The organism is Parasynechococcus sp., assembly GCF_042954325.1.
Lineage (GTDB): Bacteria > Cyanobacteriota > Cyanobacteriia > PCC-6307 > Cyanobiaceae > Parasynechococcus.
In genome coordinates, this window is the sequence record NZ_JBGKDS010000069.1 from 26,780 (window position 1) to 42,973 (window position 16,194).

Consider the following 16,194-nt stretch of genomic DNA (forward strand, 5'->3'; position numbering starts at 1 on the left):
TGCAGAATTCTGAAAGGATTCTGAAGGGACGCCCCATGCTGCAGGTTGAGGCGGAGCGTCCTGATCGGATGGAAGAGGCCTGCGGGGTCTTTGCAGTTCTTGCTGCTGAGCAGTCCGTCGCCAACCTCACCTACTTCGGCTTGTACGCCCTGCAGCATCGCGGTCAGGAATCCGCAGGCATCGCAGTTTTCAATCAGGACAAGGTTCGTCTGCACAAAGACATGGGCCTCGTCAGCCAGGTGTTTGACCAGGATGTGCTGGCGCGGATGCCCGGCAATCTCGCCATTGGCCATAACCGCTATTCGACCACTGGCAGCAGCAAGGTTTGCAATGCCCAGCCGGTGGTGTTGATGACCCGTCTCGGTGCCTTCGCCCTCGCCCATAACGGCAACCTGGTCAATGCGCCTGATTTGAGAAAGGCCGTGGACAATGGCCAGGTGGAATTCACTTCCACCACCGATTCCGAACTCATCGCCTTTGCCATTCAGCAGGCCGTGAATGGCGGCTTGGATTGGAAGGCCGGGATTGAAGCCGCTCTGCATCTGTGCAAAGGGGCCTTCAGCCTTGTGATCGGCACCCCTGAAGGTCTGTTTGCGATCCGTGATGGACACGGAATTCGCCCCCTTGTGTTTGGCTTTCTGGGTGATCAGGCCGCGGGCCAATGGGTGGTCAGCAGTGAAACCTGCGGCCTCGAGATCATTGGGGCGGAGTACGTCGATGACGTTCAGCCCGGAGAATTGGTGCAGTTCAAGCTGGGTTCCGCTGATCTGCTGCGGGAACGTTGGAGCGAAGAGCCGAATCGACTCTGCGTTTTCGAAATGATCTATTTCGCGCGCCCCGACAGCCGCTTCTTCGGTGAATCGTTGTACAGCTACCGCCAGCGCATCGGCCGCACCTTGGCCCGTGAATCGGGTGTCGATGCCGATTTGGTGATCGGTGTTCCTGATTCCGGCATTCCAGCGGCGATCGGGTTCTCACAGGAAAGCGGGATCCCCTACGCCGATGGTTTGATCAAGAATCGCTATGTGGGGCGCACCTTCATTCAACCCACCCAGGCGATGCGGGAGGCTGGCATTCGCGTCAAGCTCAATCCCCTGCCGGATGTTCTCTCCGGCAAGCGGGTGATCGTGATCGACGATTCGATTGTGCGGGGAACGACCAGTCGCAAGCTTGTGGTCGCCTTGCGCGATGCCGGTGCCACGGAGGTGCACATGCGGATCAGTTCCCCTCCGGTCACCCATCCCTGCTTCTACGGCATCGACACCGATACACAGGATCAGTTGATCGCGGCCCGACTGACCTTGGAGGAAATCAAAGAGCACCTCAAGGTGGATTCCCTCGCTTATCTGAGTAAGGAAGGCATGGTGGAAGCGGCGAAAGCCGAATCCGGTCATTTCTGCAGCGCCTGCTTCGACGGTCAGTACCCGATTCCGATGGATCGCGATGTGATGGCCAGCAAGTTGATGCTCGAACCTGCCGGCATTGCCGGCAGCTGATCGGATCCGTTCTGCTCAGTCCTTGATCAGTGGGACGATTCGTTCCACGTGTTCGTCCTGACGAAGCTGCAGGTTGGTGGCAAATCCTTGCGCGAGTTCGTTGAGTTCCAGGTCTGCCGGGATGAAACGGGCATGACGCTTGGTACTCGTGGCCACGCCCACCAGGCCATCACCGGGAGCGATCGCTTGGATCCGGTCAGCATCGTCGTCCAGTTTGATCAGGATTCGACCGAGATCTCCCCGCCAGCACGGTTGCAAGGCGCCGAGATCAACGCGGCTCATCCGTCCGCCCCGGCTCACGATGACAACACTGTCGGGGTCATTGGATGCCTTGTTCGGTCGATCGAGACTGATGCCACCGGCAATCGCTTCTCCCGGCAGCAGGCGCAGGGTCATGGGTCCCTGTGCGAGCCGCCCCATTAGTGGCAGGCAGCTTTCATTCACCGGTAAACGCAGGGCACGGCCGATGTCGGTGACCAGCAGAAGATCGGATTGATCGCGACAGATCATGGCGGCTTGGAGCTGGACACCCTCCTTCAGCTTCACCACACTGGTGGCCCGTCCCGACAGGTCGAACACTTCGCTCAGGGGCAGTCGTTTGAAGCGTCCATCGCTGCTGAGCAGTCCAAGGCTCAGGGTCGGATCGTCATGGGCGGGTAGACATTCGATGCCGATGATTGGGTCTTGATCGAGCGCCGTGGGTAGGAATCGCTCGAGAGATCCTGGCTGTTGTCCGGCAAATTCCCAGCGGATCATTGCGACGCGACCGGCCGCAGAGATCGCCAGTAGGCGTGGGGGCGGTTCGATCGGCAGGATCAGTCGCGCTGGACTGGGATCATCCCCAAGTTGGGACGCCTCATGCAGATGCATGCGTCCGAGCACCTGCGGGCTCACCACTTTGACCTGACCATCTGCCTGAATCAGGAGCCGTGCATCGCCGGGTAAGGCCGACAGGGCTTGTTGGCGCAGCAGTTCGGTGTTGGGGCGTTGGCTGGCGGCACGCTCCGCCATCAGCATGTCCCCCCCTTCGATCAAGCGGGTGCGCCTTGGTGTCGAGAAGCGTTTCTTGAGTGTCTTGAGCTCGCTGACGAGAGCATCAAGAAGCTGATCACGGTTTTGCAGCAGAAGCGTCAGACGTTCCCGTTCCGCACGAAGTTCGTCGAGTTCCTTGCGCAGGCTTTCTTGCTCCAGCCCCGTGAGACGTCGCAATGGCATGGCCAGAACCGCATCGGCCTGGCGTTCACTGAGCTCCAGGCGCACCATCAGGCTGGCGCGGGCAGAACTTGCATCGGCAGCCTCTTGGATCATGGCGATCACCGCCTGAAGGTTGTTCAGGGCGGTGATCAGTCCGTCCACAACCTCCAGCCGATCTTCCGTCTTCCGCAGGGCATGGCTGGTGCGCCGGATCAGTGTGAGTTCCCGGTAATCCAGGAAGGTCTGCAGCAATTGGCGCAGGGAGAGCTGTTGAGGTTGTCCATCGACCAGAGCCAGGAGGATGGCGCCGAAGTTGCTCTGTAGAGCGGTGCGGCGCTGCAGTTCCTTCAAAACTTTGTCGGGATCTGAATCCCGCCGCAGTTCCACCACGACGCGCATGCCTTCACGGTCGGATTCATCCCGAATGTCGGCGATGCCACCGATTTTTCCGTCGTTCACCAGATCGGCGAGTTTTTCGATCCAGCCGGCTTTGCTGAGTTGATAAGGCAACTCCGTGACGACGACCGCATTGCGTTTATGCCGTCCCTTGCCGAGTTGCACTTCCTCGGTGTGGGCGACGCCACGCATGGGAATGCTGCCACGCCCCTGAAGGTAGGTTTCACGCAATCCACTGCCCAGCAGGACTTCTCCGCCGGTCGGGAAGTCTGGTCCTGGGATCAGCTCCAGCAGCTTGTCGTCGCTCAGGTCAGGCTTGCGAACCAGCGCGATCAGACCATCAACAACTTCACCGAGGTTGTGCGGTGGAATGCTCGTTGCCATGCCGACGGCGATGCCTGAGCAGCCATTCAGCAGAAGGAATGGAAGCTGAGCTGGAAGAACGGTCGGCTCCTGCTGGGACCCATCGAAGTTCGGTGCGAAGTCGACGGTGTCGTCACCGATCTCCTCCAGCAGAGCCTGATGGGCGATCGGGGCTAGACGCGTTTCCGTGTACCGCATGGCAGCGGGCGGATCGTCGTCCACAGAGCCGAAATTGCCATGACCATCCAGCAGTGGATTGCGGCTGGCGAAGGTCTGTACCAATCGCACCAAGGCGTCATAAACCGCCTGATCACCGTGTGGGTGGTACTTACCCAGGACATCACCAACGACCCTGGCGCATTTGCGATAAGGGCGATCCGGGGTCAGGCCCAGTTCCTGCATCGCGTAAAGGATGCGCCGTTGCACGGGCTTCAAGCCATCACGTGCATCCGGTAATGCCCGACCCACGATCACGCTCATTGCGTATTCGAGGTAGGAGCGCTGCATCTCTTGATGCAGGGCGATCGGTTGAACGCGCTCCTCAGCCATCCTGTCCGCGGGTTCCAAGGCGGAAGGCGCTCAGCCTACAGACTTCTAATTGGATTTCTTCCACGTGGCGTTGGCCTGGGCGCGCTCAACAGTGTCACGCAATTCCGAACGCATCAGCAAGTCGGCCGTCGCTTGACGAATCTGCGGGCCCCACAACTGCTCCACTTGATGGAGGGGCAGCACGTAATTGGGGTTACCGGCCAGGGCGTCCTTGGCGAGGGTCAGCGCTTCCTGTTCCGCTCCGCCCCGGCGATGCAGAGCGGCCGCTAGCGCCAGCATTGGCTCAGGGTTGTTGTCGATGGTCAGAACGCGGCGCCAGCGCACGATCGCTTCATCCCGTTGGCCCATTTCGTAAAGAACGAGGGCCTGGTTGTTGAGGGCTTCCCAGAAGCTCGGTTTCAGGCCGGTGGCCTGTTCAAAGGCTTCGAGCGCCGAGGGCAGGTTGCGTTGCAGAATTCGGGCATTGCCGAGATCGAAGTAGGCAGCAGCATTTTTGGGGTCCAGTTGCAGGCCGCGTCGCAGCAGGCTGACCGCTTCATCGGGGCGTTCCGAGCGCAGGGCGATCGCTGCTTCGGCAAACCAAAGCCCGGCTTTGTCTGGGTTGAGGGCTTTGGCCCGGGCCAGGGACCGGCTGGCTTCGGTGAGTTGATTGCTGCGCAGTTGCGCTTCCGCCAGTACCGACCAGAGACGTTCATCGTCAGGTTGCAGTCGGACCGCCAAAGCGGCGAGCTGTGCGGCTTCGCGGGGTTGGCCCAATTGCAGCAGTTGCGCTGCGGTGCGTCCGATGCCGATCGATGACCCTCGCCGTTCCTCGGGAGTCGGCAGGTAGACGTAAGGGACCAAAGCCTGGGCTGGAGTGGTCCAGGCCAGGGCTCCCGCAGCAAGAACGGTGGCCACGATGCGGCGGCGAGCCATGGGTCACGAGCAGTTTTTAAAGGCTAGTGGGCGAATCCGGTGTCGCTGCTTCAGCGTTCCGTCGCCACATCCAGGGTTTGATCCGTCGCAAAGCAGAGCCACGTAGGCGTTCATCCCAGCTGGCGTCATCCCAGTTCAGGAGATCGCTCTTGCGCAGATTCAGCAACCAGGGCCTTGGTTGAAGATCCGGATCGTCGCTGCTCGGCAGGTTGCGGTGGTTCCAGGGGCAGACCTCCTGGCAGATGTCACAGCCAGCGACCCATGGGCCCAGAGCAGTCGCAATCTCCGGTGGTAGAGACGGTTCACGGTTTTCAATCGTGTGATACGCCAGGCAGCGATTGGCATCCACCACAAAGGGTTCTCGGATCGCATCCGTTGGGCAGGCGTCCATGCAGGCCTGACAGCGACCACACAGGCTGCGGGCGGGTTCATCCGCCTCAAGGGCTTCGGTGGTCAGCAGGTGGCCGAGCACCATCCATGACCCTTGTTCGGCATGGATCACGTTGCTGTGTTTGCCGATCCAGCCCAGTCCGGCCTCTTCGGCCCAGGCTTTATCCAGCAGTGGTGCTGCGTCAACGCACACACGCCAGCGACAGTCCGGCCGTTGCTCGCTCAGCCAGCGGCCGACGCGCTTCAACCGTTGCTCCACCACCCGGTGGTAGTCCCGGCCCCAGCCGTAGCGGGCGACCTTGAGGCTTCCTGGTTGTTGGTTGGTTCCAACGTGGTAGTTCAGTCCCACCGCGAGGAGGCTTTGCACCCCGTCCAGCAGTTGCGAGGCATCCCGCCGCCGCGGTGCGGCCATCCATCCCATTCCCGCCTGATGGTTTTGCTCCAGCCAACGTTCCAGGGCCGCAGTCCGCAGCTGCAACCGATGGCTTCCCGGGAGTCTGGCCAGGCCTACGGGGCTGAACCCTTCATCACGGGCACGCTGTTTGAGTGCCTGAGTCAGATCCCACCGGAGCTGCTGGGTGGATGCAGACATCGCCCCTAGGATTTCAGTTCAATTTCATCTTCACGTGAGCTCATCCGAGATCGGAAGCGCCTCCGTCGGTCGCTTGTCTCCATTGCTCCGCTGGCTCGGCTTGACGATGGTCGTCGTGCTGGGTTTGCAGCTTGCTGCCTTGCTCACCGGCCTCGATTGGTCGGATCCCAGCATCAAAGTCCAGGCAATGGGTGCGGTTGTCACCCTGGCTCCTTTGGGTTTTCTCGGGCTCCTTGTGGCCTTGATCGGGTCCCGTCTTGATCATCCACGCCGGACTCAGACCCCCTTGCGCTGGGTGATTTGCCTGATTTCGACCCTGTTGGCCTTGGGGATGATTGCTGCGGTGTACCTGTCGCTGGCCAAGCCTGCTGAGGACAGTCCAAAGCTCCAGAACCTCACCCAGGGTCGCCAGGCCATTGCCGAAGCCCAGCGCTTCCGTGAGGACCAGGATCAGGTCAAAGCTCTGGGTGAGCAGTTAGCCCAGGCCGGTCAGTTGGCCACCGATGCCACCGATGAGGACAAACAGCGTGCTGCAGAGCAGATGGTTGATTCTCAGATCACTCAGATGCAGGAGCAGCTCGAGAAGGCGGAACAGCAGCAGAGCCGTGAATCCCGTCAACGATTGGTCGGAGTCACCGGCAGTGCCGTGGTGCTCGCGATCGCATTTGTGCTGCTGGCTCTGACCGCCGTGCTCTGACCTCTGGTTAGGTTGGATCAACCTCTCTGACTACGGACCCTTCCTTCCTTGGTCCAGTCCAATCCCAGGCCAGATCTGCCGCTGACAGCTCGGCTTCAGCAGGATCTCAAAAACGATCTGATTGCAGGGTTGCTGGTGGTGATTCCACTAGCAACCACAATTTGGTTGTCGACGATCGTCAGTCGTTTCGTGCTGGCGTTTTTGACGTCCATCCCGAAGCAGTTCAATCCCTTCATCACCCTTAACCCCCTGCTCCAGGATCTGATCAACCTGGCGTTGGGTCTCACTGTTCCGTTGCTCGGGATTCTCCTGATCGGCCTGATGGCCAGGAACATCGTTGGCCGTTGGCTGCTCGAATTCGGCGAAGGCACGCTCACGCGTATTCCCTTGGCTGGATCGGTCTACAAGACCCTGAAACAGCTTCTGGAAACGGTTCTCAGGGACAATTCCACCCGTTTCCGTCGCGTTGTGCTCGTGGAATATCCCCGTGAGGGACTGTTCAGCGTTGGTTTTGTCACCGGTGAAGTTGGTCCGTCGTTGCAGTCCGATCTCGACCAGCCCCTGTTGAGTGTCTTTATCCCCACGGCACCCAATCCCACGACCGGTTGGTACACCCTTGTTCCTGAAGGTTCCGTCCGGGAGCTCAACATTTCTGTTGAAGAGGCCTTCCGCACCATCATTTCCGCGGGAATCGTGAATCCTGATGAGCGTGAAGCTCCAGTGAATCGCAGCTTTTCGAGCCTGATCGCTCAGCTTCGTTCGTCCGCTACACCGTCCTCCTGACCGCCATGCAGTCCAGATCCCTCTCTCGCGAGCTGGCTTTGTTAGTCCTGGGCCAGGTGTCTGAACAGAACCAACCCAAGCTGGAAAAGCTCGCCATGGATGGCTTGCTTCAGAAAGCTCTCGACAGCTTGATGTTCCATTGGCGGGAAGCCTTGGATGCCAGTGCGTCCGAACTGGATCAAGCGCAGCAGAACCTGCTCGACAGTGAGCTTCAAGAAAGCGATCGTGCCAACCACGACAAGGTGAGAACACATCTCCGCAGTGCCTTGACCGGAGCGGAGCAGGTGCTGAACGGTCTGTCAGCCAGCTTGGAGCTGCCTCGTTTGCTGATGCTCAGTGATCAGGAACAGATTCGCCTGGATGCCATGCGTCGGGTGTCTCTGGTGCTCGAGGCCAGAGATCAGATTGATCGTCGGCTTGATGGAGTGATGGAAAATTGGCGCCTCAGCCGATTGCCCCGGATTGATCGGGACATCCTTCGCTTAGCGGTGGTGGATCTGACCGATCTGAAAACACCTGCTGCCGTTGCATTCAACGAAGCTGTTGAGCTGGCAAATCGCTACAGCGACGAACAGGGTCGGCGCATGATCAATGGAGTCCTGCGACGCTTCCATGATTCGGCATCCACTGCGTCGGCCTGATGGTGTTCAACTGGTTTCAACGCAACGGCGAATCGGATCAAAGTTCCGAAGCAACGCCGGCCGTTCAGCCCGAACCGGACAGTCCCCAGGCTGTGGAGGAACCGGCTGCGCCTGAAACCACACCCGACGCAACAACGGTTGCAGCCGAACCTGTCGTAGCCGAGCCTGCGGCACCGGAACCGGCTCCGCAGCCCACCACCAAAGAAGATGAAGCCCTGGCCTGGGCGAAGGCGGCCTATGCCCGCCTGAAAGCACAGCAGGAGGCTGTTGCTGTTGCGGCTGAACCCGAGCCGACCGCAGCTGTGGACACTCAACCTGAGCCCCAGCCCGAGCCGGAACCAGCACCATCTCCTGAGCCTGAGCCTGAGCCTGAGCCTGAGCCTGAGCCTGAGCCTGAGCAGCCCCAGGCACTCTCATTTTTGGAGCAGGCCGCGGCCCAGCGTGAGCAACGCCAGAGGGACTTAGACGCCCGTGCTGTTCCAGTCGAGCCCACGTCGGCACCGATTGCCCCTGCGGTTCCAGCGGCTCCTTCATCCACAGCCTCTTCCGCAGCTCCGGTGCAGCCTGTTGCCGATGCGGCAGAGCCTCAACTTGGATCCTTTGATGACGACTTCACCTGGTCGGCGGAGGTGCTTGCGGCTCAAGGGCGCAAGGCGGATGAGGTTTCCCTCGAAGAGATCGACTGGCTCGGGCGTCTGCGACGGGGGCTTGAAAAAACCCGCCAGGGATTTGTTGCGGGCCTCCTGGAGAACCTTGGGGATGACCCTTTAACGCCAGAGGTTCTTGACGATCTGGAGACCTTGCTCCTGCGTGCCGATGCAGGCGTGACCGCCACGGATCAAGTCTTGGATGCCCTGCGTGAGCGGATGAATCAGGAGGTGGTCGATCCCGCCGAAGGGATTCGTTTCCTCAAGGAGCAGTTGCGAGGTCTGCTGGAGGCACCGATCAGCGCATCAGGGGTCGAGTTGTTGGGTCCCCAGCGCGGTCGCCTCAACATTTGGTTGATGGTGGGAGTCAACGGCGTTGGCAAGACCACCACATTGGGCAAGTTGGCCAACCTGGCCGTTCGCAGCGGTTATTCCGCATTGATCGCGGCCGCCGACACGTTCCGTGCTGCGGCGGTTCAACAGGTGGAAGTGTGGGGCGAGCGCAGTGCCGTGGATGTGATTTCAAATCCCACCAGCAACGCTGACCCCGCTGCGGTTGTGTTCGATGCGGTTGGCGCTGCTCGATCCCGCGGCAGCGACCTACTGCTAGTGGATACAGCCGGTCGACTACAAACCAAGCACAATCTGATGGAGGAACTCCAGAAGGTTCGCAAGATCATTGATCGCCTCGCGCCGGAGGCCCATGTCGAGTCGCTGCTTGTCCTGGATGCCAGTCAGGGCCAGAACGGTTTGCGGCAGGCCATGGCCTTTGCCGACGCTGCCCAGCTCACCGGTGTCGTCATTACCAAGCTCGACGGAACCGCTCGAGGCGGGGTCGCCCTAGCCGTCGCCTCGGAAGCGGGCCTGCCGATTCGGTTCATCGGTGCCGGTGAAGGGATTCGCGATCTTCGACCGTTCAACAGTTTTGAATTTGTGGAGGCTTTGCTGGCCGGACGCTGACGGGGTTGCTACTTTGCGGCTCATCGAGGGGCTGAGCCGTGAGCAGCAAGCCGCCCCGGCAGCACCATTCACCGTCGGCTCGAGGCGCCAGTTCTCCAGCGCAGACAACCAATCTGCGGCAGTTATTTGAAAGCCTGACCGGCGAGCAGAGACGGAATCAGGATCTGCTGGCGTCCCTGTCGTTTGCACAGCGCAGTTTCACCAACCTCACGCGTTTTCTTGAGTTGGTGCCTGTGGTTGCGTCGCGGTTGCTGATGACCGATGGGGCCCTGTTGGTGCCCTTCCAGGCGGACGGGCGGATCTGGCGTGAACAGATCCATTTGGTGTCTGAACAGATGCCGAAGCAGCAGGAGTTGTTGCGTCGGCTCGGCTCTCTGGATGCTGGTCATCTGGCCGGTTTCGGTAGTGATGACACTCAGATCCTCTCCCTGGATCGTCTTGTTCAGCGCTTCATTCCCAAGGCGGGTCTGTTCGCGACTTCGATCGTGGCCCGCGGTCGTTCCAGAGGGCGTTTGTACGTCTTTGATCGTTCTGGGCCGTTGGTTTGGTCCGAGGTGCATCGCCGTCACGCCCAGATGGTTGCTGATCTCACCGGTGTGGCGATTGAAAACGATCAGTTGCTGCAGGAGGCTCGTCGTCACGAACGGGTGGATCGCCAGCTGAGCATCGGAGCTGAGATTCAGGCTCAATTGCTCCCGGATCACTGTCCGGTCATTGAGGGGGTGGACCTGGCGGCGCGTTGTCGTCCGGCGTTTCAGGTCGGAGGTGATTACTACGACTTCATCCCAACGCGGCCTGAGCTCATGGGGCGACGACGGGAACGGGGTCGTTGGGCTCTCGTGATGGGTGATGTGATGGGCAAAGGCGTTCCAGCGGGTCTGTTGATGACCATGCTTCGCGGCATGCTTCGTGCTGAGGTGCTGAGTGGTCTGCCACCGGATCGCATCCTTCACGATCTCAATCAACTCGCCCAGGAGGATCTCGCCCAGTCCCATCGGTTCGTGACGCTGTTCTATTCGGATTTCGATCCGCGAACGCGCCGGTTGCGCTACGCCAATGCTGCCCACAACCCTCCTTTGCTTTGGCGCTCGGAGCGTCGCAGCATCACCCGTCTCGATGCGGCGGGATTGTTGATCGGTTTGCAGCCGGAGGCGGACTACGGCCTCGGTGAGGTGCGTCTCGAGTCCGGTGATGTGCTGCTTTATTACACCGATGGAGTCACCGAAGCCCCTGGCATCACCGGCGATCGCTTTGATGAAGAGCGCTTGATCAGCGCGTTGGAGCGTGCCTGCAGGAGTGGTCGCAGTGCCCAGGACATTCTTGATGCTCTGTTCGACCGGCTCGATCGCTTCGTGGGTGTTGATCGTCAGTTGGAAGACGATGCCTCAATGGTGGTGCTGAAAGTTCCGGAAGCGGTGAATCTGCCGAGTGTTGCTCTGGTCGATCGGCGACCACTGGCCTGACAAGCTGAGGGCACCGATGGATCGTGTGATGGCTGGTGGTGTGACCGGTGGTTCGGCTGGCACCTGGAGTGATCGCTTCGAGCAGGGTCTCCATCCGTTCATCGAAGCGTTCAATGCTTCGATTCGGTTTGATCTCACCCTGCTGCAGGAGGACCTGGACGGTTCGATCGCCCATGCGCGCATGTTGGCCTCCACGGGTGTCATCAGCTCGGATGAGGCCGATCAACTCGTCCAAGGCTTGGAGACTGTGCGCCGTGAGGCTGCCGAGGGGACGTTTCAGCCTGGTCTGGCCGATGAAGATGTTCACTTCGCGGTTGAACGCCGTCTGATTGCGTTGTTGGGGCCGGTCGGCAAAAAGCTGCACACCGGGCGTAGCCGCAATGATCAGGTGGGCACAGACCTGCGCTTGTGGTTGCGCCGTCGTCTCGATGAGCTGGATGGTGATCTGCAGCGCTTGCAGCGTGCGCTGTTCCAGCAGGCTGACCAGCACCGCAGCACATTGATCCCGGGTTACACGCACCTGCAGCGTGCCCAACCGCTTTGCCTGGCTCACCATTTGCTGGCCTACATGGAGATGCTGGAGCGGGATCGTCAGCGTCTACGCGACGTCCGTGGGCGGGTGAACATTTGCCCGTTGGGTGCTGCGGCCCTCGCCGGGACGCCGGTCCCGATTGATCGTCGCCGGACCGCCTCGGATCTTGGTTTCGAGACGATTTATTCGAACAGTTTGGATGCCGTCAGTGATCGTGATTTCTGCGTTGAATTCACGGCAGCGGCCTCATTGGTGATGGCACATCTCAGTCGTCTGTCTGAGGAGGTCATTGCCTGGGCGTCGGAAGAATTTGCTTTTGTCCGCCTTACGGACCGCTGTGCGACCGGCAGCAGCCTGATGCCACAGAAGAAAAACCCTGATGTGCCCGAGTTGGTTCGCGGCAAAACCGGCCGTGTGTTCGGTCATCTCCAGGGCTTGTTGACGATGATCAAGGGCCTTCCGCTCGCCTACAACAAGGATTTTCAGGAGGACAAGGAAGCCCTCTTCGATGCCTTCCGCACCACCCGGGATTGCACCGAAGCCATGGCGATTTTGTTTGAGGAGGGTCTGAGTTTTCGTCCGGAGCGTTTGGAACAAGCCGTCGCGACCGACTTCTCCAACGCCACCGATGTGGCCGATTACCTCGTTGCCCGTGGTGTGCCTTTTCGCGAGGCTTATCAGTTGGTTGGCGCCGTTGTGCGCCGCTGTCTCGACGAGAACTGTCTGTTGAGGGATCTCAGCTTGGAGGCCTGGAAGGAGTTGCATCCCGCTTTTGAAGCTGATCTGCATGAGGCCCTGGCCCCTCGGGCTGTGGTGGCGGCCCGTCGTTCCGAAGGGGGGACGGCCTTCGAGCGGGTGGACGAGCAGCTGGCGCTCTGGGCACAGCGATTGCAAGGTTCATAACAGCTTGGATGACCCGTTTGCTCCGGCGGGTCTACCCTGAAGATGCCAGAGGTACGCCGCTTCTTTCCGGAGTCATGGCCCCATGGCGATGTTCCAGGTCCCATTCTTCGTACCCGGTCCACGCGAAACGTGAGCATTTTTGTTGGCAACCTTCCCTTCCGCGCTGAGCAGGAGGATGTGATTGAGCTGTTTGCCCAGTTTGGTGAAGTCACCAACTGTGCCCTTCCCCTCGAGCGTGATACCGGACGCAAACGCGGTTTCGCCTTCATCGAAATGGCCGATGAGTCCCTTGAGGACGCAGCCATCGAAGGCCTTCAGGGCGCCGAACTGATGGGACGTCCGCTCCGGATCAACAAAGCTGAACCCCGTGGGAGTGCACCCCGTGGTGGTGGTGGCGGCTACGGCGGCGGCGGTGGCGGTGGTTATCGCGGCGGCGGTGATGGTGGCGGCTACGGCGGTGGTGGCGGTGATCGTCCATCCGGCGCCCGTGGTTGGGAGGATCGCAGCTATGGCGCTGGTTCTCGCGATGCGGGTAGCGACAGCGGCAGCTATGACGACGGCCGCAGCCGTCGCCGTCGTTCCTCCGGTGGCGGTGAGGGTGGCGGCAGCGATTATTCCGGCTACGGCGGTGCTGAGGGCTGATCCCTGTTGTGGAATTAGAGGCCGGCGTCCTGTAACTGGATACCGGCTTCTTGCAGCACCTTGAGGTCTGCACCCCGCCGTTGGGCCTGCAGGCCGAGGTTGCGTCGCCAGTGCCGCGCTCCTCGGACTCCTTCCACCAGTTGAACCAGATGACGGCAGAGGTCCCACAGTCGACCTCCCCGTTCGAGATGCCGTTGCGCGTGTGGCATCAGTCCGAGCACCACCTCTGAGGCGAGAACCGAACGTTCCGCTTCGCCAAAGATCAGGGCATCGATGGTTTGCCAACGCAGGGGATGGGCGTAGGCAGCGCGACCCACCATGGCGCCATCGACATCGTTCAGTGCCTTGAGGCAATCCTCGGGCGTGTCCAGTCCACCATTGAGCTCAATGATGAGCTGGGGCCGTCGTTGTTTGAGCTCCACAACCCGTTCATGCTGCAAGGGGGGAATCGTCCGGTTTTGCTTGGGATCCAATCCCTCGAGCCAGGCTTTTCGGGCATGGACGGAAAAGCGTTGGGCCCCTGCGGCTGCGACCCGATCCACAAAGGCCGTCAGCAAAGCATCGCTATCCAGGTCATCGATGCCAACGCGATGCTTCACCGTGACCGGCCGCTGTGTGGCTTGAACCATGGCGTCCACGCAACGTGCGACATGGTCCGGATCCGCCATCAGGCAGGCGCCGAAATTTCCCGCTTTCACCCGCGGGCTTGGACAGCCCACATTCAGATTGATTTCGTCATAGCCCCAGTCGTCTGCCATGCGGGCGGCATCCGCCAAAAGGGCTGGGTTGTCTCCTCCGATTTGCAGTGCAATCGGGTGTTCGATCGGGTCAAAGCCGAGCAGCTTGTCGCGACGATTGCTGTGATGGAGGGCCTGAGCAACCACCATTTCGCTGTAGAGCAGGGCCCGTTTGCTGATGAGCCGCATCAGCACCCGGAAGTGACGATCGGTGCAATCGAGCATCGGCGCCACACTGAAGCGGTAGGCCTTGTTGATGGTGTCTGCGGCATCCATGGCTCCATGCTGCCTGTCGGAATGATGCGCCCCCGGCTAGAACCGACCTCTTTCGATTAGTCGCTCCGATGACGCTCACCGCTGCTGTTCTGTCGCGTCGCTCTCTGCTGCTGGCGGCTGTGGCTGGTGTCTTCGGGGCAACATGGTGGCCGCGGCCGGTGCTGGCTGCTTCCAAGGCCAAGGATCCTGCCTGGGATCTCAGCGCCGCGGATTGGCGCCAGCGCCTGTCTCCAGAGGCCTATCAGGTGCTCCGCGATGAAGGGACAGAACGGCCGTTCACCAGTCCGTTCAATGAGGAGAAACGGTCAGGTACGTATTACTGCGCCGGCTGTGATCTTGCGCTGTTCTCCTCGGACGCCAAGTTCGACAGCGGCACCGGTTGGCCCAGTTTCTTTCAGCCTCTTGAGGGGGCGATCGCGACAAAAGTAGATTTCAAATTGATTATTCCGCGCACGGAATATCACTGCCAGCGCTGCGGTGGCCATCAGGGTCATGTCTTCAATGACGGCCCGCGGCCAACGGGCAAGCGCTATTGCAACAACGGGGTCGCCCTTGTCTTCCGCGCCGATTAGTCAGTCCGTTCCGCTCTGGGATCTCCTGGTGGTTGGTGGCGGGGCCGCGGGCTTTATGGCCGCGATCACTGCCGCTGAGTCCGGAGTGAAGCGGGTGCTGGTGCTGGAGGCCACACCCGATCCCCTCACCAAAGTTCGCCTCAGTGGTGGTGGGCGTTGCAATGTCACCCACGCTTGCTGGGATCCCGCCGAACTTGTCGGCCATTACCCACGCGGTCAACGGCCCCTGCGTGGGCCGTTCAGCCGTTTTGCTGCGGGCGACGCGATCGCCTGGTTTGCAGACCATGGCCTGAACCTCGTGGAGGAACCCGACGGGCGCATGTTTCCCGAGGCCAATCGCTCCTCCGCGGTGGTTCAGTGCCTAAGGCAGTCCGCTCGGGATCATGGGGTGGCTCTGAAGCTCACGGCCATGGCCCAACGGGTGGAGCATCAGCCGGATGGATGCTTTCACGTGCATTGCCGCGGTGGCGAGATGGTGCAAGCCAAGCGGTTGTTGTTGGCGACCGGGGGTCATCCCAGCGGTCGGCGACTGGCCCAGTCCCTGGGGCATCAGTTGATTGCACCGGTTCCTTCGCTGTTCACCCTCGCGCTGGATGCCCCTGAACTGGTCAGTTGTTCCGGAGTGGCCCTCGATGATGTGGCGTTGACCCTTCAGCTCGAGGGGCAGCGCTTTCATCAGGTTGGTCGGGTTTTGATCACCCACTGGGGCTTAAGCGGCCCAGCATTGCTGCGGCTGACGGCCTTTGCGGCACGGGCTCTCCATGGGCAGCGTTACCGGGGTGAGCTCAAGGTGCGTTGGTGTGGTGCTCAGGATCAGGCCACCCTGGCCAAGTCCATGCGGGACCTGCGCCAAACCAGTGCCAGGCGCACCCTGGCTGCGGCTCGTCCGCTGGTGGATCGTTTACCGCGACGTCTGTGGCTTGCCCTGTTGCAACGGGCTGGCGTGAACCCTGAGCTCCGCTGGGCGGATTGTCCAGCGAAGTTTGAACAAGCCCTGCTGCGCTCCCTTCAGGAGTCTGTGTATTCGGTGAAGGGGCGGGGACCGTTCGGCGAAGAGTTCGTGACGGCGGGGGGGGTGACGTTGGGTGAGGTCAACCTGGCCACCATGGAAAGCAGGGTCTGCCCCGGGCTGCATTTGGCTGGTGAGCTCCTTGACATCGATGGTGTCACCGGGGGATTCAATTTTCAGCACTGCTGGACCAGCGGATGGTTGGCCGGTCAGGCGGTCGCTGAAGAGATCACGCGATCTGATCGAAGATCGTGAACATCGGTAGATACATCGCCAGAAGAATGGACCCCACAATGCCGCCCACCACAACGATCATCGCGGGCTCGAGCATTGAGGTCAGAGCTTTCACCATCGCTCCCACTTCGTCCTCATAGAAATCAGCCACTTTGCTGAGCATTTTGTCCATCTCGCCGGTTTCCTCACCGATCGAGAGCATG

15 protein-coding genes are annotated in these 16,194 nt (G+C 60.7%); 10 read left to right on the top strand and 5 right to left on the bottom strand.

Features of this window, described 5'->3' with window-relative positions; all coding sequences use genetic code 11:
* Nucleotides 1-35 precede the first annotated feature (35 nt).
* Nucleotides 36-1,496 (top strand): amidophosphoribosyltransferase, encoded by a 1,461-nt coding sequence (gene purF / locus ACGVKB_RS08940; protein ID WP_392351244.1) that lies wholly within the window; start codon nucleotides 36-38, stop codon nucleotides 1,494-1,496.
* A 15-nt stretch (nucleotides 1,497-1,511) separates the two neighbouring features.
* Here the strand turns inward: purF and ACGVKB_RS08945 are convergent, their stop codons facing one another.
* Genes ACGVKB_RS08945 through queG form a run of 3 tightly spaced genes read right to left on the bottom strand, consistent with a single transcriptional unit; the run spans nucleotide 1,512 to nucleotide 5,895 of the window.
* Complete coding sequence (locus tag ACGVKB_RS08945) at nucleotides 1,512-3,998, bottom strand: DNA topoisomerase (ATP-hydrolyzing) subunit A (protein WP_392351276.1); 2,487 nt, start codon at nucleotides 3,996-3,998, stop codon at nucleotides 1,512-1,514.
* Nucleotides 3,999-4,043: 45 nt separating this feature from the next.
* On the bottom strand, nucleotides 4,044-4,913 hold the full coding sequence (locus tag ACGVKB_RS08950) for a tetratricopeptide repeat protein (protein ID WP_392351246.1): 870 nt from the start codon (nucleotides 4,911-4,913) through the stop codon (nucleotides 4,044-4,046).
* A gap of 16 nt (nucleotides 4,914-4,929) precedes the next feature.
* The gene (gene queG, locus ACGVKB_RS08955) at nucleotides 4,930-5,895 is read right to left on the bottom strand and encodes a tRNA epoxyqueuosine(34) reductase QueG (RefSeq protein ID WP_392351248.1); all 966 of its coding nucleotides are present in this window, start codon (nucleotides 5,893-5,895) and stop codon (nucleotides 4,930-4,932) included.
* Between the two features lie 34 nt (nucleotides 5,896-5,929).
* On the opposite strand from queG, the gene ACGVKB_RS08960 reads away from it, so the two are divergent.
* From ACGVKB_RS08960 to ACGVKB_RS08990, 7 genes are all read left to right on the top strand, one after another.
* Entirely contained in the window at nucleotides 5,930-6,592 is a 663-nt protein-coding gene (locus ACGVKB_RS08960) for an HpsJ family protein (RefSeq protein ID WP_392351250.1), read from the top strand.
* Nucleotides 6,593-6,640: 48 nt separating this feature from the next.
* Nucleotides 6,641-7,375 (top strand): DUF502 domain-containing protein, encoded by a 735-nt coding sequence (locus ACGVKB_RS08965; RefSeq protein WP_392351252.1) that lies wholly within the window; start codon nucleotides 6,641-6,643, stop codon nucleotides 7,373-7,375.
* A gap of 5 nt (nucleotides 7,376-7,380) precedes the next feature.
* Nucleotides 7,381-8,016, top strand: coding sequence for a transcription antitermination factor NusB (gene nusB / locus ACGVKB_RS08970; protein WP_392351254.1), 636 nt, complete (start codon nucleotides 7,381-7,383; stop codon nucleotides 8,014-8,016).
* On the top strand, nucleotides 8,016-9,623 hold the full coding sequence (ftsY, locus tag ACGVKB_RS08975) for a signal recognition particle-docking protein FtsY (RefSeq protein ID WP_392351256.1): 1,608 nt from the start codon (nucleotides 8,016-8,018) through the stop codon (nucleotides 9,621-9,623). Before nusB ends, ftsY begins: the two co-directional genes overlap by 1 nt.
* 38 nt (nucleotides 9,624-9,661) lie before the next feature.
* On the top strand, nucleotides 9,662-11,086 hold the full coding sequence (locus ACGVKB_RS08980; protein ID WP_392351258.1) for a PP2C family protein-serine/threonine phosphatase: 1,425 nt from the start codon (nucleotides 9,662-9,664) through the stop codon (nucleotides 11,084-11,086).
* 28 nt (nucleotides 11,087-11,114) lie between these two features.
* Entirely contained in the window at nucleotides 11,115-12,521 is a 1,407-nt protein-coding gene (gene argH, locus ACGVKB_RS08985; RefSeq protein ID WP_392351278.1) for an argininosuccinate lyase, read from the top strand.
* A gap of 129 nt (nucleotides 12,522-12,650) precedes the next feature.
* A complete protein-coding gene (locus tag ACGVKB_RS08990) occupies nucleotides 12,651-13,163 on the top strand; it encodes an RNA recognition motif domain-containing protein (RefSeq protein ID WP_392351260.1) in 513 nt (170 codons plus the stop codon).
* Between the two features lie 14 nt (nucleotides 13,164-13,177).
* Here the strand turns inward: ACGVKB_RS08990 and dusA are convergent, their stop codons facing one another.
* Entirely contained in the window at nucleotides 13,178-14,176 is a 999-nt protein-coding gene (dusA, locus tag ACGVKB_RS08995) for a tRNA dihydrouridine(20/20a) synthase DusA (protein WP_392351262.1), read from the bottom strand.
* Nucleotides 14,177-14,244: 68 nt separating this feature from the next.
* On the opposite strand from dusA, the gene msrB reads away from it, so the two are divergent.
* Nucleotides 14,245-14,748: a peptide-methionine (R)-S-oxide reductase MsrB gene (msrB, locus tag ACGVKB_RS09000; protein WP_392351264.1), complete on the top strand. Its 504-nt coding sequence runs from the start codon at nucleotides 14,245-14,247 to the stop codon at nucleotides 14,746-14,748.
* Nucleotides 14,678-16,012, top strand: coding sequence for an NAD(P)/FAD-dependent oxidoreductase (locus tag ACGVKB_RS09005; RefSeq protein WP_392351266.1), 1,335 nt, complete (start codon nucleotides 14,678-14,680; stop codon nucleotides 16,010-16,012). The genes msrB and ACGVKB_RS09005 overlap by 71 nt, the downstream gene beginning before the upstream one ends.
* Here the strand turns inward: ACGVKB_RS09005 and ACGVKB_RS09010 are convergent.
* The coding region (locus ACGVKB_RS09010; RefSeq protein WP_392351268.1) for a type II secretion system F family protein at nucleotides 15,987-16,194 on the bottom strand (208 nt) is incomplete at its 5' end. The genes ACGVKB_RS09005 and ACGVKB_RS09010 overlap by 26 nt on opposite strands.